Raw genomic sequence first — 21,111 nt, 5'->3', positions numbered from 1 at the left:
CGGTAGTGGGTCGGGGCGGCGCCCGCCGTCGATCGGCGGGCGCCGTTACAGGCCGACGCGCCGGTAGAGGCCGCCGACCTCTTCGCGGTTGAGCTTGCGGATCGTGCCCGGCTTGCCGTTGCCCAGCTGCACGTCGCCGATCGCGGTGCGCACCAGCTTGCGCACCGGGAACCCGACCTCGGCCAGCAGGCGCCGCACGATGTGCTTGCGGCCCTCGTGCAGCACGATCTCCAGCAGGGTGCGCCCGCCCATGCTGTCCTTGACCCGGAACGCGTCGACGCGCACCGGGCCGTCCTCCAGCACGATGCCGTCCTTGAGCTCCTTGCCGAGACCGCGCGGCACCTTGCCGTCGACCTCGGCCAGGTACGTCTTGGGCACGTGGTAGGAGGGGTGCATCAGCCGGTGCGCGAGGTCGCCGTCGTTGGTGAGCAGCAGCAGGCCCTCGGTCTCGGCGTCGAGGCGGCCGACGTGGAACAGCCGCTCGCTGCGGTCCCGCACGTAGTCGCCGACGCACGGGCGGCCCTGGTCGTCGTACATCGTGGTGTGCACGCCGCGGGGCTTGTTCAGCGCCAGGTGGATCAGGTCCTCGCGGAGGATGACCCGGGTGCCGTCGACGTGGATCACGGCGCTGTCCGGGTCGACACGCCTGCCGAGCTCGCGGACCACCTTGCCGTCGACGCTCACGCGGCCCTGCACGATCAGGTCTTCGGCGGCGCGGCGCGAGGCCACGCCCGCCTTGGCGAGCACCTTCTGCAGGCGCACGCCCTCGGCTTCGGGCTCAGATGTCATCGATGGAGTCCACTTCCGGCAACAGGGGGGCGATCGGCGGCAGGTCGGTCAGCGACGACAGGCCCAGCCGCTCGAGGAACAATTCGGTCGTCACGTACAGAGTGCCACCCGTCTCGGGGTCGGCGCCGTTCTCCTCGATGAGACCACGGGCGAGCAGGGTGCGGATCACACCGTCGACGTTGACGCCGCGGACGGCCGCGACGCGGGAACGCGTGACGGGCTGCCGGTAGGCGATGACGGCGAGGGTCTCCAGCGCGGCCCGGGTGAGTTTGGACCGCTGCCCGTCCAGCAGGAGCTTCTCGACGTACGGCGCGTAGGTGTCGCGGGTGAACAGGCGCCAGCCCTCGCCGACGCGCCGCAGGTCGATGCCGCTGCCGCGCTCGGTGAGCTCGGCCGACATGACCTGCAGGGTCTGCGTCACGCGCGGCTCGGGCTGGCCGAGCGCGCTCGCGAGCGCCTCCTCGCTGACCGGCGAGTCGACGACCAGCAGGAGCGCTTCGAGCGCCGCGGCCAGCGCGGAGTGCTCCGTGAGGTCCGGCAGGCCATCCCCCACCGCGACGAGGTCCTCGTCGGGCTCCTCGGGGTAGTCCGGCAGGGGCGCGTCCTCCGGGGGCAGGGTGGCTTCGCCGGACGCCTGCTCGGGCTGCGCCGCCGCGGCGTCGGCCTCCGCCTGCAGCTCACCGCCCGCGGTGGCCGCCGCGGGCGGCTCCGCTGCCTCGGCATCGGGCGCAGGCAGCGCCTGCTCCACCTCTGCCTCAGGCTCCTCGGGCTCGGCCTCGGCCTCGGCGGGAGACGGCTCGGCTTCCGCCGAGGGAGGCTCCGTGGTCTCCGCGGACGGCGCGGCGGCGGCCTCCGTAGGAGGCGCGGCGTCCGCATCAGGCGCGGGCGGCGCCTCCTGAGGCACTTCGCTCTCGGCGGGCGCCGTGGGCTCCTCGGCCCCCGCCGCGGACGCGACATCCGCATCGAGCGCGGGCGGCGCCTCCTCCGGAGGCGATCCGCCGTCGGCGGACTCCTGCTCAGCAGCGGGCATCTCGGCCTCGCGCGCCGGCTCCGCATCCGACGCAGCCACGTCACCCGGCTCGGCGCCGGGCGCCGAGGGCATCCCCGCCCGCTCCACCCCGGCCCGCTCCACCTCGGGCCCGGCCACCTCGCCCTCGGGCCGGGACGGTTCCTGTTCGGGACTCACCCGTACTCCTCTTCCTCGACGCGGGCCCGGTCCGCCTCGGCGGCGGCCTCGGCCTCCGAGACCGACCCGCCGGTCCACCGCACCCGCAGCATCGTCAGCGGCTCGTCCTGCTCGAACTGCACGCTGGACTCCCGGTAGAGCTCCAGCAGCGCCAGGAACCGGGCCACCACCTCGACCGTGTGCTCGCAGTCCTCGACCAGCTCGGTGAACGTCGCCTGGCCCCGCTCCGCCAGCTTCAGCCGCAGCAGCGCCGCGTGCTCCCGCACCGACACCCGGTGCGCGTGGATGTGGTCCAGCGACACCGTGGGCGGCGGCTTGGGCCGGAACACGGCCAGCGCGATCTCCGCCAGCTTGTCCGCGTCCACCCCGAGCGTCACCTCGGGCAGCAGCCCGAGGTAGCGCTCCTCCAGCGACACCGACCGCGGGTACCGCCGCAGCGCCCCGGCCTCCAGCTCCGCGAACAGCGCCGCGACCTGCTTGTACGCCCGGTACTGCAGGACACGGGCGAACAGCAGGTCCCGCGCCTCCAGCAGCGCCAGGTCGTCCTCGTCCTCGACCTCGGCCGCGGGCAGCAGCCGCGCGGCCTTCAGGTCGAGCAGGGTCGCCGCGATGACCAGGAACTCCGTCACCTCGTCCAGGTCCCACTCCGGCCCCAGCGCCCTGGTGTAGGCGATGAAGTCGTCGGTGACCTGGTGCAGCGCGACCTCGGTGACGTCGAGCTGGTGCTGCGAGATCAGCTGCAGCAGCAGGTCGAACGGCCCCTCGAAGTTGTCCAGGCGGACCTTGAACTTCGGCGCCGCGGAATCCTCGACGGGCTGGGCCCCGTCGACCGGAGCCCCGTTCTCGCTCACGTCCCGGCGGCTTCCTCGGAGTCGAGGCCGCCCTCACGGAGGCGGCGCACCAGCACCGAGTCGGCGCCGTGCTCGTCGAAGTCCGCCAGCAGCACCGCCACGGCCTCCCGCACGAGACGGCCGCGGTCGATGGCCAGGCCGTGCTCGGCCCGCAGGCTCAGCCGCGCCTGCTCCATCGCGACCAGTTCGTCGCCGGAGACGTAGACGGTGATCTTCGAATCGTGCTTCTGACGTCCGCTGCCGCGCCGTCCGGCGGCGCTGCGCTCCAGCTGCTCGCGGTGCCCGGAGTTCTGCCCGTTGCCCGGCCGCTGCGCTTCCGGGCGCTGCGGGGCGGGCGTGGGCGGCGCGGGCACGTCGAGGGCCGGGCTGCTGGTCAGGCGGAAGAGTTCCGAAGCCCCGGGGAGGGAGGCTCGCCTGCTCACCGAGCGATCACCTCGCGCGCCAGCGCGCGATACGCCTGCGCGCCGGCGGACTTGGGGGCCCAGCGGGTGATGGGCTCACCGGCCACGGTGGTCTCCGGGAACCGCACGGTGCGGTTGATCACCGTGTCGAACACGGTGTCGCCGAAGGCCTCCACGACCCGCGCCATGACCTCCCGTGAGTGGAGGGTCCGCGGGTCGAACATGGTGGCCAGGATGCCGGTGATATCCAGTTTGGGGTTCAAGCGTTCGCGTACCTTCTCGATCGTGTCGATCAACAAAGCCACGCCACGCAAGCTGAAGAACTCGCACTCCAGCGGGATGATCACGCCGTCGGCGGCCGTGAGCGCGTTCACCGTGAGCAACCCGAGCGATGGCTGGCAGTCGACCAGAACATAGTCGTACTCCGAGATGAGGGGTTGCACGACCCGGAGCAACGTGTGCTCGCGCCCCACCTCGGCGACCAGCTGCACCTCGGCGGCGGACAGGTCGATGTTGCTCGGCAGCAGGTCCATGCCCTCGACACTGGTGTGCCGCAGGATGTCCTGGGCGGTCACCGACCGCTCCATGATCGCGTTGTAGACCGTCTGGTCCAGCTCGTGCGGCTGCACGCCGAGGCCCACCGACAGCGCGCCCTGCGGGTCGAAGTCCACCAGCAGCACCCGGCGGCCGTACTCGGCGAGCGCGGCGCCCAGGTTGATCGTGGACGTGGTCTTGCCGACCCCGCCCTTCTGGTTGCACATGGCCAGCACCGTGGCCGGGCCGTGCTTGTCCAGCAGGGGCGGTTCGGGAATCTCACGCAACGGTCTGCCGGTCGGGCCGAGCTTGGGCTTGCCGTTCGCTTCGGCGCCCACGGCCACGACAGAGTCCACGGTGTCGGGCTCCCCCTCTGTCGCGATGGTCAGGTTGTCGAGGTTCGCGGCGGCCGATGCGGCCGAGACCGATCTGGTCGAGGGCTGCGGTGTCGACATGGCGCGAAACTCCTCGTTCGACGGGTTGGCCGCAGCCTATTCGGCGAGCCGTTTGTCGCCAAAGCAACTCGCCGGAGGCGATCAGGTCAACCCAGCGCCCGAGGATGGGCCGTAGCATATACCTCACGCAGAGTGTTCATCGTGACCAGGGTGTACACCTGCGTCGTGGTCACCGAAGCGTGGCCTAGCAGCTCTTGGACCACCCGGACGTCCGCTCCGCCCTCCAGCAGGTGGGTCGCGAAACTGTGACGCAGCGTGTGCGGCGACACGCCGGTGGAGATCCCGGCGCGTTCGGCGTTGGTCTTGAGGACCTGCCAAGCGCTCTGCCGGGACAGCCGGGTCCCCCTGGCGTTGAGGAACAGCGCCGCGGTGCCGCGGCCGCGCAGCGCCAGCACCGGTCGGGCGCGCACCAGGTAGGCCTCCAGCGCCTCGACCGCGGGACGGCCGATCGGCACCAGCCGCTGCTTGCCGCCCTTGCCGTCGAGCAGCACGGTGCGCTCCTCGCGGTCGACGTCGTCGAGGTCGAGCCCGACGGCCTCGGAGATCCGGGCCCCGGTGGAGTACAGCAGCTCCAGCAGCGCCCGGTCGCGCAGCGGCCGCTCCCCCTCGGCGGGCGGCATCGCCAGCAGCCGCAGCACGTCGTCCACCGGCAGCGCCTTGGGCAGCCGCTTGGCCGGCGCCGGGGGCCGCACCTCGCGGGCCGGGTCGTCCTCGGTCAGCCCGTCGAGGTGCGCGAAGCGGTGCAGCCCGCGCACCGCGACCAGCGCCCGCGCCGCCGAGGACGCCGCCAGCGGCGGGTGCACCTCGTCGCCCTCGCGCAGCGCCGCGCCGAACCCGGTCACGTCGGATTCGGTGACGCGCCGGAAGTCCCGCACCCCGGCCTGCTCCAGGTACCGCAGGTACCGGCGCAGGTCGCGGGCGTAGCTGTCCAGGGTGTTGCGTGCCGTCCCGCGCTCCACGGCGAGATGATCGAGATAGGCCGTGACCACCTCGGCGGCCGGCAGAACATGCACGCCGACACCCTAGAGCGTGACGTCAGGAAATGCGATCGGCGAACCGCGTCGGCCGGTCCCGCCACGGCGCGTCCGACGGCCGCGACGGCGCGCCGTCGTGGACGACCGCGTGCGCGGCGAGCACGCCGCCGACGGTCGCGCCGTTGACGATCTCCCCGGACAGCGCCATCCGCACCGCCTCGGCCAGCGGCACCCGGTGCACCACCAGGTCGGCCTCCTCGTCGCCGAGGACCTCCCGGTCGACCGGGGTCAGGTCGCGCGCCAGGAACACCCGCACGACCTCGTCGGTGAACCCGGGCGAGGCGGCCACGTCGACCAGCGTCTCCCACCGCGCGGCGGCGAGCCCGGCCTCCTCGGCCAGCTCGCGCCGCGCGGCCTCCACCGGGTCCTCCCCGGCGTGGTCGAGCAGCCCGGCGGGCAGCTCCCAGATCCGCCGCCCCAGCGGGTGCCGGTACTGGTGGACCAGGGTGACCGCGCCGTCTGCGTCGACCGCGGCGATCGCGACCGCGCCGAGGTGCTCCACCACCTCGCGCCTGGCGGTGCCGCCCCCGGGCATCGCGACCTCGTCGATCCGCAGCCCGACCACGCGTCCGATGTGGACGTCCTTGCTGGACACCACCCGGAAGTCGTGCTCGCCGGGGGCGGTCAATGCGCGCTCACGGTGGGCTCGGGCAGCTCGACCGGCAGCCGGTCCGCGGTGCGGTACCGGACGACGGCGTCGATGAACGCGTCGAACAGCGGGTGCGGCCGGGTCGGGCGGCTCTTGAGCTCCGGGTGCGCCTGGGTGCCGACGAAGAACGGGTGCACGTCGGCGGGCAGCTCGACGAACTCGACCAGGCGGTCGTCGGGCGAGGTGCCGGAGAAGACCAGCCCGGCGTCGGAGAGCCGCTTGCGGTAGGCGTTGTTGACCTCGTAGCGGTGCCGGTGCCGCTCGGACACGTCGGTGCTGCCGTAGGCCTTCGCGACCTGCGAGCCGGGCTTGAGCTTGGCCGGGTAGGCGCCCAGCCGCATCGTGCCGCCCATGTCGCGCTCGCCCGCGACGACGTCCTTCTGGTCGGCCATCGTGGAGATCACCGGGTGCTCGGTGCCCTCGTCGAACTCGGCCGAGTTCGCGCCCTCGATGCCGGCCAGGTTGCGGGCCGCCTCGATGACCATGCACTGCAGGCCGAGGCACAGCCCGAGCACCGGGATGCCGCGGGTGCGGGCGTAGTGGATCGCGCCGATCTTGCCCTCGATGCCGCGCACGCCGAATCCGCCGGGCACCAGGACGCCGTCGACGTCGCCCAGCGCGGCGGCCGCGCCGGCCGGGGTGGTCGCGCGGTCGGAGGCGACCCACACGATCTCGACCTTGGCGCGGTGGGCGAACCCGCCCGCGCGCAGCGCCTCGGTGACCGACAGGTAGGCGTCGGGCAGATCGATGTACTTGCCGACCAGCGCCACGCGGACCGTCTCGGACGGGTTGTGCACCCGGTCGAGCAGGTCGCCCCACACCGTCCAGTCGACGTCGCGGAAGGGCAGGCCGAGGCGGCGCACCACGTAGGCGTCCAGCGCCTCGCGGTGCAGCACCTTCGGGATGTCGTAGATCGAGCGCGCGTCCGGGCAGGCGATGACCGCCTCGGTGTCCACGTCGCACATCAGCCCAATCTTGCGCTTGAGGTCCTCGGGCAGGTCGCGGTCGGCCCGGCACACCAGCGCGTCGGGCTGGATGCCGATGTTGCGCAGCGCCGCGACCGAGTGCTGCGTCGGCTTGGTCTTGAGCTCGCCCGACGGCGCGAGGTAGGGCACCAGCGACACGTGCAGGAAGAAGCAGTTGTCCCGGCCGATCTCGTGCCGCACCTGGCGGCAGGCCTCCAGGAACGGCAGCGACTCGATGTCGCCGACCGTGCCGCCGACCTCGGTGATCACCACGTCGGGCTGCTGCCCCGTGCCGTCCGACTCCGCGACCGCCATGATCCGGCGCTTGATCTCGTCGGTGATGTGCGGGATGACCTGCACGGTGTCGCCGAGGTACTCACCCCGGCGCTCCTTGGCGATGACCTCGGAGTAGACCTGGCCGGTCGTGACGTTCGCCGAGCCGGAGAGGTCCCGGTCGAGGAAGCGCTCGTAGTGGCCGATGTCCAGGTCGGTCTCGGCGCCGTCCTCGGTGACGAACACCTCGCCGTGCTGGAACGGGTTCATGGTGCCTGGATCCACGTTGAGGTAGGGATCCAGCTTCTGCATCGTGACCCGCAGGCCGCGAGAGGTGAGGAGCTGGCCCAGGCTGGAGGCCGTCAGGCCCTTGCCCAGGGAGGAGGCGACGCCCCCCGTGACGAAAACGTACTTGGCTGTCCGCGGCTGAAGTCCCACGGGCTTCCACCTTATCGCACCGGCCCCCGGGCGCTCGCTCGCCGCGCCCACGTAGTTCGATGGGTCACGTCAGACGTTCGCGCGTGAAAGAGGCACCGTGACCCAGCCCCCCGCTTCCCAGCCCACCTGGACCGCGCCGGTCGCGCCCGGCCCGCTCGACGCGACGGTGCGCGTCCCCGGCTCCAAGTCGATCACCAACCGGGCGTTCGTGCTGGCCGCGCTGGCCGCCGAGCCGACCCTGGTCCGCGCCCCGCTGGACTCCCGGGACGCCCGGCTCATGCTGGGCGCGTTGGAGTCGCTGGGCGGCGGCTGGGAGCGGCGCGGCGACGACGTGCTGGTCCGCCCGCTGGCGCACGGCTCGACGGAACCGGCGAACGTCGTGCTGGGCAACGCGGGCACGGTCGCGCGGTTCACGCCCGCGCTGGCCGGGCTGGGGTCGGCGCCGGTGACGTTCGACGGGGACGAGGCCATCCGCCGCCGCCCGATCGCGCCGCTGCTGGCCGCGCTGCGCGAGGCGGGCGCGGACATCGACGACGAGGGCCGGGGCGCGCCGCCGTTCACCGTCCGCGGGCACGGCGGCCTGCCCGGCGGGAAGGTCGACCTGGACTCCAGCGCGTCCAGCCAGTTCCTGTCGGCCCTGCTGCTCGCCGGTCCCGCGTTCGAGGCCGGGGTGACGGTGCGGCTGACCGGCGGCACACCGCCGAGCGAGCCGCACATCGCGATGACGCTGGACATGCTGCGCCGGTTCGGCGCGTCCCCGGAGCGGGACGGGCAGGAGTTCCACGTCGGCCCGGCGCGGCTGTCCTGCCCGGACTTCACGGTCGAGCCGGACCTGTCCACCGCGGCGCCGTTCGTGGTGGCCGCGGCGGCCGCGGGCGGCACCGTGCGCATCCCCGGCTGGCCGGAGTACTCCACCCAGCCGGGTGACTGGCTGCGCAGCCTGATGACCGAGCTGGGCCAGCGTGTGGAGCTGACTCCGGAGGGGCTGACCGTCACCGGAACGGGCGAAATCCCGGGCACGCGGCTCGACCTGCACGAGGTGGGTGAGCTGACCCCGGTGATCGCCGCGCTGCTGTGCTTCGCCGACGGGCCGTCGGTCATCTCCGGCGTCGCGCACCTGCGCGGGCACGAGACCGACCGGCTGGCGGCGCTGGCGACCGAGCTGTCCGCGCTGGGCGCCGGGGTGACCGAGACCGCGGACGGTCTGGCGATCACCCCGGCCCCGATGCACGGCGGCGTGTTCCGCACCTACGAGGACCACCGGCTGGTGATGGCCGGCGCGGTGCTCGGCCTTCGGGTCCCCGGTGTGGAGGTCGAGGACCCGGCGACGGTCGGCAAGACCTTCCCCGGGTTCACCACCGCCTGGGCGGAGATGCTCAGCTGACCACGTCGGCCAGCCTGCCGACCTGGCCCGGGTCGGTGCCCCAGCAGTAGAGCATCAGCTCGTCGGCGCCGAGGTCCGCGAAGTGCTTGGCCGCTTCGCGGACCTGCTCCGGCGTGGTGAGCATGCCCTCGACCATGTTCCTGCCGTAATCGCTGAAGGCGTAGTAGGCGGCGATGGCCGCGCGTGCCTCGTCCACATCGGACTCCAGCGCGACGTTGACCTGGGCGACCATGCGCGGGCGGCCGTCGCGGCCCGCGTCGGCCCAGAACCGCTCGACCTTGGCGAACAGGTCGCCCGCCCACTTCGGCGGCGCGGCGCACAGGAACCCGTCGCCGTGCCGGGCGATCCGCTCCAGGGCGGGCTCGGCGAAGGCGCCGAACAGGACTTCGGGACCGCCGGGCGTGGCCGGGGCGGGCCCGATCCCTTCGGCGCCGGACCAGATCCGCCGCATGCGGGTCATCTGCTCGTCGAGGATCCGGCCGCGCTGACGCGGGTCGGTGCCGGTGGCCTGGTGGTCGTCGGCGCGTCCGCCGACACCGAGGCCGAGGGTGAAGCGGCCGCCGGAGAGCCGGTCCAGCGTGGCGGCCTGCTTGGCGAGCAGGGCGGGTTCGCGCAGCGGGGCCAGCAGGACCTCGGTCTGCAGGCGGACGCGCGTGGTGGCGCCGGCGAGCAGGGCGAGGGTGACCAGCGGCTCGGGGTTGTCGTAGACGATCCGGTCGAGCAGGCCGAGCGTGCGGAACGGGCCGTCGTCGGCCAGACGCGCCCAGTCGGTGAGCTGTTCGGGGCTGCCGATGGGCAGGCCGAGACCGAAATGCATGAATTCCTCCAGAAAACGGGCATGGCGAACTGACAGTGCCGCCCGCTCCGGACTCTTTTCGCGGTGCTGCCTCTGCGGCTGTACTTCGGTGGCAGGCACGGTCCCGTGGAGTACTTTCGATCTTAGAGCAAGATCATCTGGGGAAGGACTGGTTTTCATGACCGATCGCCGTTTCCGGTTCGGGCTGGTCACCGGGCAGCCGGGTCCCGCGAGCCACTGGGCGGGACTGGCCCGCCGCGCCGAGGACCTCGGCTTCGACACGCTGCTGGTGCCCGACGCGGCCGGGGTGCAGGCGTCGGTCCCGGCGCTGGCCGCGGTTGCCGCGTCGAGTTCCCGGCTGCGGATCGGGACGTTCGTGCTCGCCGCACCGATGCACTCCCCCGGCCGCATCGCCTGGGAGACCGCGACACTCGACCAGCTGTCCGAGGGCCGGTTCGAGCTGGGCCTGGGCGCGGGCCGCGGGGACGCCGGCGGCACGGCGGAGCTGCTGGGCGTGCCGTTCGGCAGCGCCGGCGAACGGGTGCGGCAGGTGGGCGAGGCGATCCAGGCGGTGCGGAAGCTGTTCGCCGACGGCACGTTCACGCCGGTGCAGCAGCCCGCGCCGCCGATCATGGTGGCGGGCAGCGGGACCCGGTTGCTGCGGCTGGCCGCCCAGGAGGCCGACATCGTCGCGGTGCACACCAGCAGTGAGGAGGAGCTGCGCGAGCGCCTGCCGGTGCTCCGGGAGGCGGCCGGCGCCCGCTTCGACGAGCTGGAGCTGAGCGTGAACGTGTTCGCCATCGGCGACGGCCCGCTTCCGGAGTGGATGCGGCAGTTCGGCATCGACCCGGCGGCGGCGAGGGACAACACGAACCCGGCGGTGCTGACCGGCGACACGGCCACGGTGGTGGACACGCTGCGCCGCCGCCGGGACGAGTTCGGGCTGTCCTACGTCACGATCAACGCCCACGCGCTGGAAGCGGCGATCCCGGTGGTCGAGCGCCTCGCCGGGACCTGATCGCCCCGGACCTGATCGCCCAAGATCTGATCGCCCAAGATCTGATGACTCAGAGCGGCGCGGTATAGGTCGTTATACGCTGCCCGCCGGGGTGGAGCCCGGCGGGCAGCGGCGATCGAGCGTTGCCCGCGGCGGCGAGCCGCCACCCGCAGCCCCGGCGAGGCAGCGGAACTCAGCTGCCCGCCGGGTCGTCCCCGGCGGGCGGCGGCGGTGGTCAGCTACCCGGCTGCGCGACCCCGGGCGCGGGCGACTGCGCGTTGCCCGCGATGCCGTACCGCCCGGTCCCGCCGTCCAGCTGTTCCTTGAGCGCCAGCACGGCGCTGATCCGCCCGGCAGCCGTGTTCGCGTTGTCCACAGTGGACAGAATGGACGTCGCCGAGGTGTCGGCCCGCACGAAGCCGATCGCGCCGGTGCCTTCGGCCGACGCCGGGTCGCCGGCGAGCACCGTGCCCGCGCCGGAGCGGTCCAGCTGCGCGGCGAACCGGGCCAGCGTCGCGGCCTTGTCGCCGGCCCCGTCGCCCGTCGCCTGGCCGCCGGTCAGCACCAGCGCCAGCTGGCCCGGCCCGATGCCCGGGCTGGCGTTGGCGAACCCGCCGTCCTGCAGGCCCGCGATCGCCGCGGCCAATTCGTCCGTTGTGGACTGCGGCTGTGCGGTGTCCTTGTTGAGCAGCAGCACCGAACCCACCAGCGCCCCGGCGAGCGTGCCCGGGTCGCCCGCCGTCGGGAACGTCGAACCGGCCGGCTGCAGCCGGGTCACGACCTGGCGCAGCTGGTCCGCCTTCGCGGGGTCGGTGAACGAGTCGGTCAGCTGCAGCTCCCCCGACACCCGCGCGCCGGAGGCCTCGATGAGCTGCCGCAGCGCGTCGCGGTCGGCCGGGTTCGCCTCCTGCGTCGTGACGAGCACGACCGAGCGGCGGTCCAGCGCGCCCGCGACGACCTTCGGGCCGAGCGAGCCGGCGAAGGCGTCCGCGTCGGACAGTCGCGCGTTGAGCGCGTTGCGCTGGGCCTCCAGGTCGGACACCTGCGACGCGAGCTTGCCCTTCTCGTCGGACAGCCCGGACAGCAGCGCCCCGTTCAGCGCCGTCGACCCGAGCACGACGCCGACGGCGAGCGCCAGGAACACCGCCGCGATCGAGACGATGTGGTACCGCAGAGAAATCACGTGAAGAGCCCCTTGACCCAGCTTGCGAAGGAATCCCAGGTGGAGCGCGCCCAGTCCAGGTACGCCCCGCCGACGTCGGACATGAGCAGCGCGACCGCGACCGCGACGAGCGCGGCGACGACGAGCAGCACCACCGCGCCCAGCGAGACGCGGCTGCGGTGCAGAGCGGCGACCGCCTTGCCGTCGACCAGGCGGGTGCCGAGCTTGAGCCGGGTCAGGAACGTCGACGGGTTCGACCCGGACCGGCCGTGGTCGAGGAACTCCCGCAGCGTCGCCTGGAACCCGACGGTGACGACCAGCCCGGCCTCGTGCGCGTCGGCCAGCAGCAGCGCCAGGTCCTCCGGGTTGCCGGACGCGGGGAAGGTGACCGCGCCGATGCCCAGGTCCTGGATGCGCGCCACGCCCGGCGCGTGCCCGTCCGGCTGGGCCGGGACGACCACCTCGGCGCCGCACTTGAGCGTCTCGGCGTCGATGCCGAACGGGTCGCCGACGATGATGTCCGGCTGGTACTTCTGCGCGCGCAGCGTGTCCGCGCCGCCGTCCACGCCGATCAGCACCGGCCGGTGCTCGGCGATGTACTTCTTGAGCGCCTTGAGGTCCTCGGCGTGCCCCTTGCCCGGCGCGACGACCAGCACGTGCCGGTCGCGCAGCGGCACCCGCACCTCGGGCACGCCCACCCCGTCGAGGATGAGCGTGCGCTCGCGGCGCAGGAACTCGATGGTGTTCGCGGAGAAGGCCTCCAGCTGGGTGGACATCCCGGCCTTGGCCTCGATCATCTGGTCGGCGACGCTGTCCGGCGTCTGCTCGCTGCCGCTGGCGACGTGCCGGTCGCCGACGTAGACGCCGCCCTCGTGCAGCCGGATGCGGCTGCCGTCCTTGATGCGGCGCAGCACCTCGCCGCCGACGTTGTCCAGCAGCGGGATGCCGGCGTTCACCAGGATCTCCGGGCCCAGGTTGGGGAACCGGCCGGAGATCGACGGCGAGGCGTTGACCACGCCGGCGACCTCGGCCTCGACGAGCGCGTCGGCGGTGGCGCGGTCCAGGTCGATCTGGTCCAGCACCACGATGTCGCCGGGGCCGACGCGGCGGAGCAGATCGCGCGTGCGCCGGTCCACCCGGGCGACGCCGACGATGCCGGGGAGGGCCTCGGTGTTGCGGTTGAGCAGACCGGGAAGCTTCATGCGTCCGATGGTGGCAAACGAAAGCCGGATGTCCGCTCGCAACACGCCGTGCACAATCCGGTTTCTCGCCGTGATCCTCCGGCGGTCCGGCGCGTGTGGACGGTCAGCGCTTGGTGCGCTTGCCGGTCTTCCGGCGCGGTTTCGCCGCCGCTTCCTTGTCCGCGTCGGCCACCGCGAGCAGTTCTTCCGCGTGCGCCCGCCCGGTCTCGGTGCTCTCCATCCCGGCGAGCATCCGCGCCAGCTCGACCACCCGCTCGGACTTGCGCAGCGTCTTCACGTCGCTGCGCGTGACGCCCTCCGCCGTGCCCTTGTCGACCACCAGGTGCCGGTCGGCGAACGCGGCCACCTGCGGCAGGTGCGTCACCACGAGCACCTGGTGGGTGCGCGCGAGCCGGGCGAGGCGCCGCCCGATCTCGATGGCCGCGCGGCCGCCGACCCCGGCGTCGACCTCGTCGAACACCAGCGTCTGCACGGTGTCGGCGTCGGCCAGCACGACCTCGATCGCGAGCATCACGCGGGACAGCTCACCACCGGAGGCGGCCTTGTGCACCGGCATCGCCGGCGCGGCCGGGTGCGCCTTGAGCATCAGCTCGACGTCGTCCACACCGGAGCCGCCGGCGTGCACCAGCTCGCCGTCCACCCGCAGCGCCTGCGGGTCGGACGCGTCCGTGGCGCGGCGCTTCACCGTCACCTCGATCTGGGCCTGGCCCATCGCCAGGCCGGACAGCTCCTCGGTGACCGCGCCGGCCAGCTCGGCGGCGGCGACGGTGCGGGCCGCCGACACCGCGGCGGCGTGCACGGCCAGCTGCGCGGCCAGCTCGTCCCGCCGCGCGGCCAGCGCCGCCAGCGCCTCCTCCGAGGTGTCCATCGACGCCAGGCGCGAGTTCGCGTCCTCGGCCCAGGCCAGCACGCCGTCGATGTCGGGCGCGTACTTGCGGGTCAGGGTCTTCAGCTCGGCCTGCCTGGCGAGGATCTGCTCGAGCAGGCCCGGATCGGCGTCCAGCCCGTCGAGGTAGCCGCCCAGCTCGGCGCCGACGTCGTTGAGCAGCATCTCGGCCTCGGCCAGCCGCGGCTCCAGGTCCCGCAGGGCCGAGTCGTCCGCGCCAGCCAGCCGCCGCCGGGCCTCGCCGATCAGGCCGAGCGCGCCCGGCTGGTCCGGGTCGCCGTCGGCCGCGCCGGACACCGCGGCCTGCGCGCCGCTCGCCGCCGCCCGCAGCTCCTCGGTCGCGGTGAGCCGCTTGACCTGCTCGGCCAGCTCCGCGTCCTCCCCCGGCTTCGGGTCGACCGCGGCGATCTCGTCCAGACCGTGCTTGAGCAGGTCCGCCTGCTGCGCCATCTCACGAGAGCGGCTGGTGCGCTCCGTCAGCTCCGCGACCACGGCGAGCCACTCGTCGCGCACCTCCCGGTACTGGCGCAGTGGCTCGGCGACGTCGTCCCCGGCGAACCGGTCGAGCACCTCGCGTTGTTCGGACGGCCGCAGCAGCCGCAGCTGATCGTTCTGGCCGTGCACCGCCAGCAGCCGGTCGGCCAGGTCGGACAGCACGCTCACCGGCACCGAGCGGCCGCCGAGGTGGGCACGGGACCGCCCGTCGGCGCCCACCGAGCGCAGCGCGATGAGGCTGCCGTCCTCGTCGGTCTCGCCGCCCGCGTCGGCGACGATCCGGGCGACGTGGCCGGCGAACACGCCTTCAAAGCGTCCCTCGACGCTCGCCCGGCCGGAGCCGTTGCGGACCTTCGACGCCTCGGCGCGTCCCCCGGACAGCAGGTGCAGCCCGGTGACGACCATGGTCTTGCCCGCGCCGGTCTCGCCGGTGACCACAGTGAATCCCGGGTGCAGTTCGAGCAGGGCGTCCTCGATCACTCCGAGGCCCTGGATGCGCATCTCGGCCAGCACGCAGACCACCGTAGCGGTCCGCTCCGACAATCCGCGGCCGCCTCGCCTCAGCGCGCGTGCCGTTCCCGCCAGCTCTTGACGGGCAGGGAGAACTTGTGGACCAGCCGGTCGGTGAACGGGCCGGGGTGCAGGCGGGCCAGCCGGACCGGGACCTCACCGGCCACGACCTCGACCCTGGCGCCGCGTGGCAGGGCGATGTGCCGCAGCCCGTCGCAGGTCAGGACCGCGGGCGAGCCGTACGGGTCGACGCCGACGGTGATCACCGAGTCGCGCGAGACGACCAGCGGGCGGGAGAACATCGCGTGCGCGTTGCTGGGAACGACGAGCAGCGCCTCGACGTCGGGCCAGATGACCGGGCCGCCGGCGGAGAACGCGTAGGCGGTGGAGCCGGTCGGAGTGGCGCACAGCACACCGTCGCAGCCGAAGGCGGACACCGGCCTGCCGTCGACCTCGATGAGCGCGTCCAGGATCCGCTCGCGGGTGCTCTTCTCGACGCTGGCCTCGTTGAGCGCCCAGGTGCGGGCCACGACCCGGCCCTCGACCGACACCGTGACGTCGATCGTCATGCGCTCCTCGACGGTGTACTCGCGCGAGACGACCCGCCCGACGGTCTCGGTGAGCGCGTCCGAATCGGCCTCGGTGAGGAAGCCGACGCGGCCGAGGTTGACGCCCAGCACCGGCACCCCGGCGGGGCGGGCCAGCTCGGCGGCGCGCAGCAGCGTGCCGTCGCCGCCGAGCACGAGCACCAGTTCGGCGCCGCGGGCCGGGTCGTCGCCGGGCGCGACGAGGGTGCACAGCTCGTCGAGGGAGTCGTGCTCGATCAGTTCCTTGACCTCGTCGTCGATGACGCGCAGCCCGATGCCGGCCTCGTCGAACCGGGTGGCGACCTCGCGCGCGGCGTCCTTGGTCGTCTCGCGGTCGGGGTGCATGACCAGCAGGACCTCGCGGCGCTCGCTCACTGGGGCCCCTTCCCGACCGCGTCACGGACCAGTTGCTCGACGTCCTGGTCCGGCGCCGGGTCGCGGCGCAGCCAGGCGAAGTACTCGACGTTGCCGGACGGTCCCGGCAGCGGGCTCGCGACCACGCCGTGCGGGTGCAGGCCCAGCCCGGCGGCGGCGTCCAGGACGTCCAGGACGGCGCGGGCGCGCAGTTCCGGGTCCCGCACCACGCCGCCGCTGCCGAGGCGTTCCTTGCCGACCTCGAACTGCGGTTTGACCATCGGGACGAGGTCGGCGTCGGCGGTCGCGCAGCGGGCGAGCGCGGGCAGGACCAGGCGCAGCGAGATGAACGACAGGTCGCCGACGACCAGGTCGACGGGGCCGCCGCACTGCTCGGGGGTGAGGTTGCGGACGTTGGTCTTGTCCAGCACGACGACGCGCTCGTCGGTCTGCAGCCGCCAGTCGAGCAGGCCGCGGCCGACGTCGGCGGCCACCACCTGGGCGGCGCCGCGGCGGAGCAGGACGTCGGTGAACCCGCCGGTCGAGGCGCCCGCGTCCAGGCAGCGTTTGCCGCCGACGGACAGCCCGGCCGGCTCGAAGGCCTCGAGCGCGCCGAGCAGTTTGTGGGCGCCGCGGGACGCCCAGCCCGGGTCGTCGGTGGCTTTAACGACGATCGGCGCGCCGGTCTCGACGCCGGTGGCGGGTTTGCTGGCGACCATGCCGTTGACGGTCACCTTGCCCTCGCTGATCAGCGTGCTGGCGTGCTCGCGGGAGCGGGCGAGGCCGCGGCGCACCAGTTCGGCGTCGAGGCGGGCCCTGCGGGGCATCGCCTCACACCTTGTCGATGCTGGACAGGGCGGTGGTGAGCTCGGCGTGCACGGCGTCGAAGCGCTCGACGTGCTCGGCGAGCGGGATCCGGTCCAGGTCGTCGAGCGCGGCCATGGCCTCCTCGATGCCGGCGCGCGGGTCCTGCTGCGGCGCGGCGGCCGGCGGCGGCCCTGGGACCGGTCGCGGCGGTTGCGGAGTCGGTTGGTGCTGCACGGTCACCACGCTAACGGATCGGGCGGCCGCCGGACGGCAGCCCCAGCTCCGCGAGGATTTTTCCGGCTCGGTCGTCCCCGGCCCGGAGGGCGGTGACGCCGGTGTCCCAGGCGACGGCGCAGAGGGTGCGCAGCAGGGCCAGCGGATCGCCGTCGCCGGTCACGACGAGCGTGTCGCCGTCGCGGCGGACATCCCAGCCTGCCTGCGGGGCGACGCGCAGTTCGTCCGCGGGTTCGGTCAGGGCGCCGAGGTCGGCACCCAGGTAGGTCGGCCGTTCGGCGGGGACCGCGGTGACGAGGGTGGCCGGGGTGGCGACGCCGGTGAGCACGCACAGCGAGTCCATGCCCGCGGTGACGGCACCCGCGATGTCGGTGTCCAGCCGGTCCCCGATCGCCAGCGGGCGGCTCGCGTTCGCCGACTTCGCGGCGGTGTGGAACAGCGGGGCCTCGGGTTTGCCGGCGACCTCGGGGGTGGCGCCGGTGGCCGTGCGCAGGGCGGCGACCATCGAGCCGTTGCCGGGCAGCAGGCCGCGTTCGGTGGGCAGGGTGGTGTCGACGTTGCAGGCGACCCACAGGGCGCCGCCGCGGATGGCGACGCACGCTTCGGCGAGGTCGGCCCAGCCGGTGGCGGGGTTGTGGCCCTGCACGACGGCGGCGACGTCGTCCCCGGCCTCGCGCACGGGTTTCAGGCCCACGGCGGCGATCTCGCCGGCGAGCGCGTCGGTGCCGACGACGAGGACGACCGCCCCGGCGGGCAGCCGTTCACCGAGCAGCCGGGCCGCGGCCTGGGCGCTGGTGCTGACCTCGTCCGGGGTGGCGTCGACGTCGAGCGCGCGGAGGTGGTCCGCGACGTCCCCGGGCGCCTTGGAGGCGTTGTTGGTGACGAAGCGCACCGCGGCGCCCTGGTCGCGCAGCTGCCGGATGGCCGCCGCGGCCCCCGGGATTGGCCGGGGGCCGTGGTAGACGGTTCCGTCGAGGTCGAACAGGAACGCGTCGTAGGCGGCCTGGAGGGCGTCAGCCATTCGCGAGCTCCGCGGCGCGCTCGGCGGCGTCGGTCTCGTCCTCCGCATCGGCCTCGGCGGCGTGCAGGAACCAGCGGAGGGCTTCCTCGGTGCGGTCGGCCGCGACGAGGTTGTCCGCGTAGGCATAGAACAGCCGGGCGCTCCACGGGTCGCGCTTGCGCGGGTCGAGGTCGTCGCCCTGCAGGGAGACCACGGCGGCGTCCACCTGGCCGAGGTCGCGCCGCGCCCCGGCGGCGACGATCTTCAGCTCGATCTCGACGTCGCGCGGCAGCTTGCGGCCCTGCATCTCCTTGGCGAGGTCGAGGGCGCGCTCGGGGCGGCCGAGGGCGCGCTCGGCGTCGGCGATGACGGCGATGTGCTGGTCGGTGTGGGTCATCCGGCGGACGGCCCGCAGCTCGGCGAGGGCTTCCTGCCAGCGGCCGGCGTGGTAGGACACCAGTCCGAGCGCCTCGCGGACGATGGGGATCCGGGAGGCGCGGGTCTTGGCGTACTTGGCGTGCGCCAGGGCGGCCTCCGGGTCGGTGTCGATGAGGTTGCCCGCCGCGACGAGGTGCTTGCCGACGGTCTCGGCGAGCGACTTCGGCAGGGAGCGCAGCTCGCGCCGGACGTCCGGGTCGAGGTCGCTGTACTCGATGTCCTCCGGCAGTTCCGGAGCTTCGAGCAGTTCCCGCGCGAGGGCCGCGTCGTCGAGGTCCCGGCCACCCCGCTTCCCGCGGCGATCGTCGGACCGCCGCTCCGCACGGCGCGCGTCACGGAACTCGGCGTCGGCGATCTCGACGTCGTCTTCCCCCGCGACCGGCGAGGCGACCTGCTCGATGGCCTCGTCCTCGTCGAAGCCGTCAGCGAGGTCCTCGTCGGCGGTGGCGTCGTCCGGGAGGTCTTCGTCGGCGAGGTCTTCGTCGGCGAGGTCTCCGGGCCTGCCCTCGGCGCTGTCGTCGGCGGAGCCGACGCGCTTGCCGGGCTTGCCCGCGGTGCCGTCGCCGCCGGTGCCGGCGCCCTCGGCGCCCTCTCCGGGCCTGCCTGCCGCGTCCTCATCGGCGATGCCAGCACCCTCGTCGGGCCCGTCCGTGTCGGCGCTTCCGCCCAGGGTGCCCTCAGCGCGGTCCTCGGCAGCGCGGTCCTCGAAGGTGCTGTCGTCACCGGCGGCGCCGGTAGCGTCCACGAGGTCGGCGCCGGTCGTGTCCACGAGGTCGGCGCGGGTCGCGTCCGCCGGAGCGGTGCCGGTCGCGTCCGCCTGGTCGGCGATCTCGCCTTCGCTGATCGTGTCGGGCGTGGAACCGCTGGTCACGACGTCGTCCGCGGAGTTCCGGGCCGGAGCCTCGTCCAGCCGCTCCTCCGCTGTCTCCGCGGCAGCCTCGGACCGTTCGTCCCGCTTCCAGCCCGGCCGGTCGCCCCGGTCGAACTGCCGGCCGGCACGGTCGCCACGCTCGAAGCGACCACCGGCACGGTCGCCACGCTCGAAGCGACCACCGGCACGGTCGTCGCGCTCGAAGCGACCACCGGAGCGGTCGTCGCGCTCGAAACGGCCACCGGAGCGGTCGTCGCGCTCGAAGCGGCCACTGGCGCGGTCGTCGCCGGGCTTGCGGGCAGGCCGGTCGCCCCGGTCGAACTTGCCGCGCGTCCGGCTGGAGTCGCGGTCTTCGAAGCGGCGCCCGCCCGACCGGGTGTCGTCACGGCGCGGGCCGGAACGGTCGTCGTCCCGCTTGCCGTAGCCGCCGCCACGCCGGTCGTCGTCGCGCTTCCAGCCCGGCCGCTCCCCACGACGCTCGTCGAAGGAGCGACCACCGCGCTGCTCGTCGCGGCGCCCCTCGAAGGACCGCCCGCCACGGTTGTCGAAGGACCGCTCACCGCGGTTGAAGTCACGACGCTCGCCGCGGCCCTCGGCGGGCCGGCCACCACGGTCGAAGGAGCGGCCACCGCGCTGATCGTCACGCCCGCCACGGTTGTCGAACGAGCGCCCGCCACGGTTGTCGTCGCGGTTCCAGCCGCCACGTCCCTCGGACGAACGGCCCCCGCGGTTGTCGAACGAACGCTCACCGCGGTGGAAGTCCCGGCGCTCACCGCCGCGGCCCTCGGACGGCCGGCCACCACGCCGGTCATCCCGCCCGCCGCGACTGTCGTCGCGATTCCAGCCACCGCGGCTCTCGGACGAACGCCCACCGCGGTTGTCATCGCGGTTCCAGCCGCCACGCCCCTCGGACGAACGGCCCCCACGGTTGTCGAACGCACGCTCACCGCGCTTGTCGTCCCGGTTCCAGCCGCCGCGCCCCTCGGAGGAGCGCTCACCACGCCGGTTGTCGGACGAACGATCGCCACGCTTGTCGTCGCGGTTCCAGCCGCCGCGTCCCTCGGACGGGCGACCTCCGCGGTTGTCGTCGCGGTTCCAGCCGCCGCGTCCCTCGGAGGAGCGGTCACCGCGCTTGTCATCACGGTTCCAGCCACTACGGCCCTCGAAGGAGCGGCCGCCGCGGTTGTCGTCACGGTTCGAGCTACCGCGTCCCTCGGAGGAGCGGCCGCCGCGGTTGTCATCACGGTTCCAACCGCCGCGTCCCTCGGACGGGCGGCCGCCGCGGTTGTCATCACGGTTCCAACCGCCGCGGCGGGGTTCGTCTCGGTTCCAGCCCGGGCGGTTGCCGCGCCGGTCGTCGGCGCCGCGGTTGTTCCCGCGGCGGTCGTCGTCGCGGTTCCAGCTCGAGCGGTTGCTCTCGCCGCCCCGGCGGTCGCCGAAGTCGCGTCCGCCGGATCGCTTGTCGTCCTGCCGGCCATATCCGCCCGACCGGCCACCCTGTCCCGCCTTGCCACGCGGGGTGCCTCGCTGCGCTCCCGATCGTCCTGCGCCGGGAGCCGTATCGCGGCGCCGGGGGCGATCGGATGCAGCGCCGTCGAAGTCGCGCCGCCCGAAGTCCGCCACCTGGGCCTCCTCTTTCTAGGTTGTGAAGATCAGTAAACGCACCAAAGGCCCGTCAGGCGAGCCAATCGGCTATCCTAACGGGCCCTTGGGAAAGGGTGTTCGGCGGTGTCCTACTCTCCCACACCCGCGGGGGTGCAGTACCATCGGCGCTGGCAGGCTTAGCTTCCGGGTTCGGAATGGGACCGGGCGT

At 73.6% G+C, this 21,111-nt stretch carries 19 protein-coding genes and 1 rRNA gene; 2 read left to right on the top strand and 18 right to left on the bottom strand.

Annotated elements, in window-relative coordinates:
• Nucleotides 1-45 precede the first annotated feature (45 nt).
• From ABZ215_RS37970 to ABZ215_RS37935, 8 genes are all read right to left on the bottom strand, one after another.
• Nucleotides 46-789 (bottom strand): pseudouridine synthase, encoded by a 744-nt coding sequence (locus ABZ215_RS37970; protein ID WP_039791772.1) that lies wholly within the window; start codon nucleotides 787-789, stop codon nucleotides 46-48.
• On the bottom strand, nucleotides 779-1,537 hold the full coding sequence (scpB, locus tag ABZ215_RS37965) for an SMC-Scp complex subunit ScpB (RefSeq protein ID WP_354955377.1): 759 nt from the start codon (nucleotides 1,535-1,537) through the stop codon (nucleotides 779-781). Before scpB ends, ABZ215_RS37970 begins: the two co-directional genes overlap by 11 nt.
• 434 nt (nucleotides 1,538-1,971) lie before the next feature.
• Nucleotides 1,972-2,826: a segregation/condensation protein A gene (locus ABZ215_RS37960; protein ID WP_020420651.1), complete on the bottom strand. Its 855-nt coding sequence runs from the start codon at nucleotides 2,824-2,826 to the stop codon at nucleotides 1,972-1,974.
• On the bottom strand, nucleotides 2,823-3,248 hold the full coding sequence (locus ABZ215_RS37955; RefSeq protein ID WP_027936248.1) for a hypothetical protein: 426 nt from the start codon (nucleotides 3,246-3,248) through the stop codon (nucleotides 2,823-2,825). The genes ABZ215_RS37960 and ABZ215_RS37955 overlap by 4 nt, the downstream gene beginning before the upstream one ends.
• Nucleotides 3,245-4,216, bottom strand: a complete 972-nt coding sequence (locus ABZ215_RS37950; protein WP_020420653.1) for a ParA family protein — start codon at nucleotides 4,214-4,216, stop codon at nucleotides 3,245-3,247. Before ABZ215_RS37950 ends, ABZ215_RS37955 begins: the two co-directional genes overlap by 4 nt.
• Nucleotides 4,217-4,302: 86 nt before the next feature.
• Nucleotides 4,303-5,205: a site-specific tyrosine recombinase XerD gene (xerD, locus tag ABZ215_RS37945; RefSeq protein WP_027936249.1), complete on the bottom strand. Its 903-nt coding sequence runs from the start codon at nucleotides 5,203-5,205 to the stop codon at nucleotides 4,303-4,305.
• Between the two features lie 46 nt (nucleotides 5,206-5,251).
• Nucleotides 5,252-5,878: an NUDIX hydrolase gene (locus ABZ215_RS37940; RefSeq protein WP_020420655.1), complete on the bottom strand. Its 627-nt coding sequence runs from the start codon at nucleotides 5,876-5,878 to the stop codon at nucleotides 5,252-5,254.
• Nucleotides 5,875-7,575, bottom strand: a complete 1,701-nt coding sequence (locus ABZ215_RS37935) for a CTP synthase (protein ID WP_237338560.1) — start codon at nucleotides 7,573-7,575, stop codon at nucleotides 5,875-5,877. The genes ABZ215_RS37940 and ABZ215_RS37935 overlap by 4 nt, the downstream gene beginning before the upstream one ends.
• Nucleotides 7,576-7,672: 97 nt before the next feature.
• Between ABZ215_RS37935 and aroA the strand changes: the two genes are divergently transcribed.
• Nucleotides 7,673-8,959: a 3-phosphoshikimate 1-carboxyvinyltransferase gene (gene aroA / locus ABZ215_RS37930; protein ID WP_354955374.1), complete on the top strand. Its 1,287-nt coding sequence runs from the start codon at nucleotides 7,673-7,675 to the stop codon at nucleotides 8,957-8,959.
• On the opposite strand, the gene ABZ215_RS37925 is transcribed toward aroA, so the two are convergent.
• Nucleotides 8,952-9,776 (bottom strand): LLM class flavin-dependent oxidoreductase, encoded by an 825-nt coding sequence (locus ABZ215_RS37925; protein WP_354955372.1) that lies wholly within the window; start codon nucleotides 9,774-9,776, stop codon nucleotides 8,952-8,954. The two genes, aroA and ABZ215_RS37925, sit on opposite strands and share 8 nt — an antisense overlap.
• Nucleotides 9,777-9,933: 157 nt before the next feature.
• Between ABZ215_RS37925 and ABZ215_RS37920 the strand changes: the two genes are divergently transcribed.
• A complete protein-coding gene (locus tag ABZ215_RS37920) occupies nucleotides 9,934-10,773 on the top strand; it encodes a TIGR03621 family F420-dependent LLM class oxidoreductase (protein WP_354955370.1) in 840 nt (279 codons plus the stop codon).
• 214 nt (nucleotides 10,774-10,987) lie between these two features.
• Here ABZ215_RS37920 and ABZ215_RS37915 read toward each other — a convergent pair whose 3' ends face one another.
• From ABZ215_RS37915 to rrf, 9 genes are all read right to left on the bottom strand, one after another.
• Nucleotides 10,988-11,935, bottom strand: coding sequence for a copper transporter (locus ABZ215_RS37915; protein ID WP_020420659.1), 948 nt, complete (start codon nucleotides 11,933-11,935; stop codon nucleotides 10,988-10,990).
• Nucleotides 11,932-13,116 carry a putative cytokinetic ring protein SteA gene (gene steA / locus ABZ215_RS37910; RefSeq protein ID WP_020420660.1) on the bottom strand — a complete coding sequence of 395 codons (1,185 nt, stop codon included), beginning with the start codon at nucleotides 13,114-13,116 and terminating at the stop codon, nucleotides 11,932-11,934. Before steA ends, ABZ215_RS37915 begins: the two co-directional genes overlap by 4 nt.
• 103 nt (nucleotides 13,117-13,219) lie before the next feature.
• Nucleotides 13,220-15,010, bottom strand: coding sequence for a DNA repair protein RecN (recN, locus tag ABZ215_RS37905; protein ID WP_027930648.1), 1,791 nt, complete (start codon nucleotides 15,008-15,010; stop codon nucleotides 13,220-13,222).
• Nucleotides 15,011-15,057: 47 nt separating this feature from the next.
• Nucleotides 15,058-15,969 (bottom strand): NAD kinase, encoded by a 912-nt coding sequence (locus ABZ215_RS37900; RefSeq protein WP_017982001.1) that lies wholly within the window; start codon nucleotides 15,967-15,969, stop codon nucleotides 15,058-15,060.
• Nucleotides 15,966-16,775, bottom strand: coding sequence for a TlyA family RNA methyltransferase (locus ABZ215_RS37895; RefSeq protein WP_354955368.1), 810 nt, complete (start codon nucleotides 16,773-16,775; stop codon nucleotides 15,966-15,968). The genes ABZ215_RS37900 and ABZ215_RS37895 overlap by 4 nt, the downstream gene beginning before the upstream one ends.
• 4 nt (nucleotides 16,776-16,779) lie before the next feature.
• Nucleotides 16,780-16,989 carry a hypothetical protein gene (locus tag ABZ215_RS37890; protein WP_237338566.1) on the bottom strand — a complete coding sequence of 70 codons (210 nt, stop codon included), beginning with the start codon at nucleotides 16,987-16,989 and terminating at the stop codon, nucleotides 16,780-16,782.
• A gap of 10 nt (nucleotides 16,990-16,999) precedes the next feature.
• Entirely contained in the window at nucleotides 17,000-18,010 is a 1,011-nt protein-coding gene (locus ABZ215_RS37885) for an HAD-IIA family hydrolase (protein WP_354955366.1), read from the bottom strand.
• A complete protein-coding gene (locus ABZ215_RS37880) occupies nucleotides 18,003-20,921 on the bottom strand; it encodes a hypothetical protein (RefSeq protein WP_354955364.1) in 2,919 nt (972 codons plus the stop codon). The genes ABZ215_RS37885 and ABZ215_RS37880 overlap by 8 nt, the downstream gene beginning before the upstream one ends.
• A gap of 97 nt (nucleotides 20,922-21,018) precedes the next feature.
• Nucleotides 21,019-21,111 (bottom strand): 5S ribosomal RNA (gene rrf, locus ABZ215_RS37875); the annotation flags it as partial.

Origin of the sequence: Amycolatopsis sp. NPDC006131, from assembly GCF_040614175.1 — a bacterium.
GTDB lineage: Bacteria > Actinomycetota > Actinomycetes > Mycobacteriales > Pseudonocardiaceae > Amycolatopsis_E > Amycolatopsis_E tucumanensis.
The sequence above is the reverse complement of the archived record's forward strand: the minus strand, read 5'-3'. Positions and strand labels throughout refer to the sequence as shown.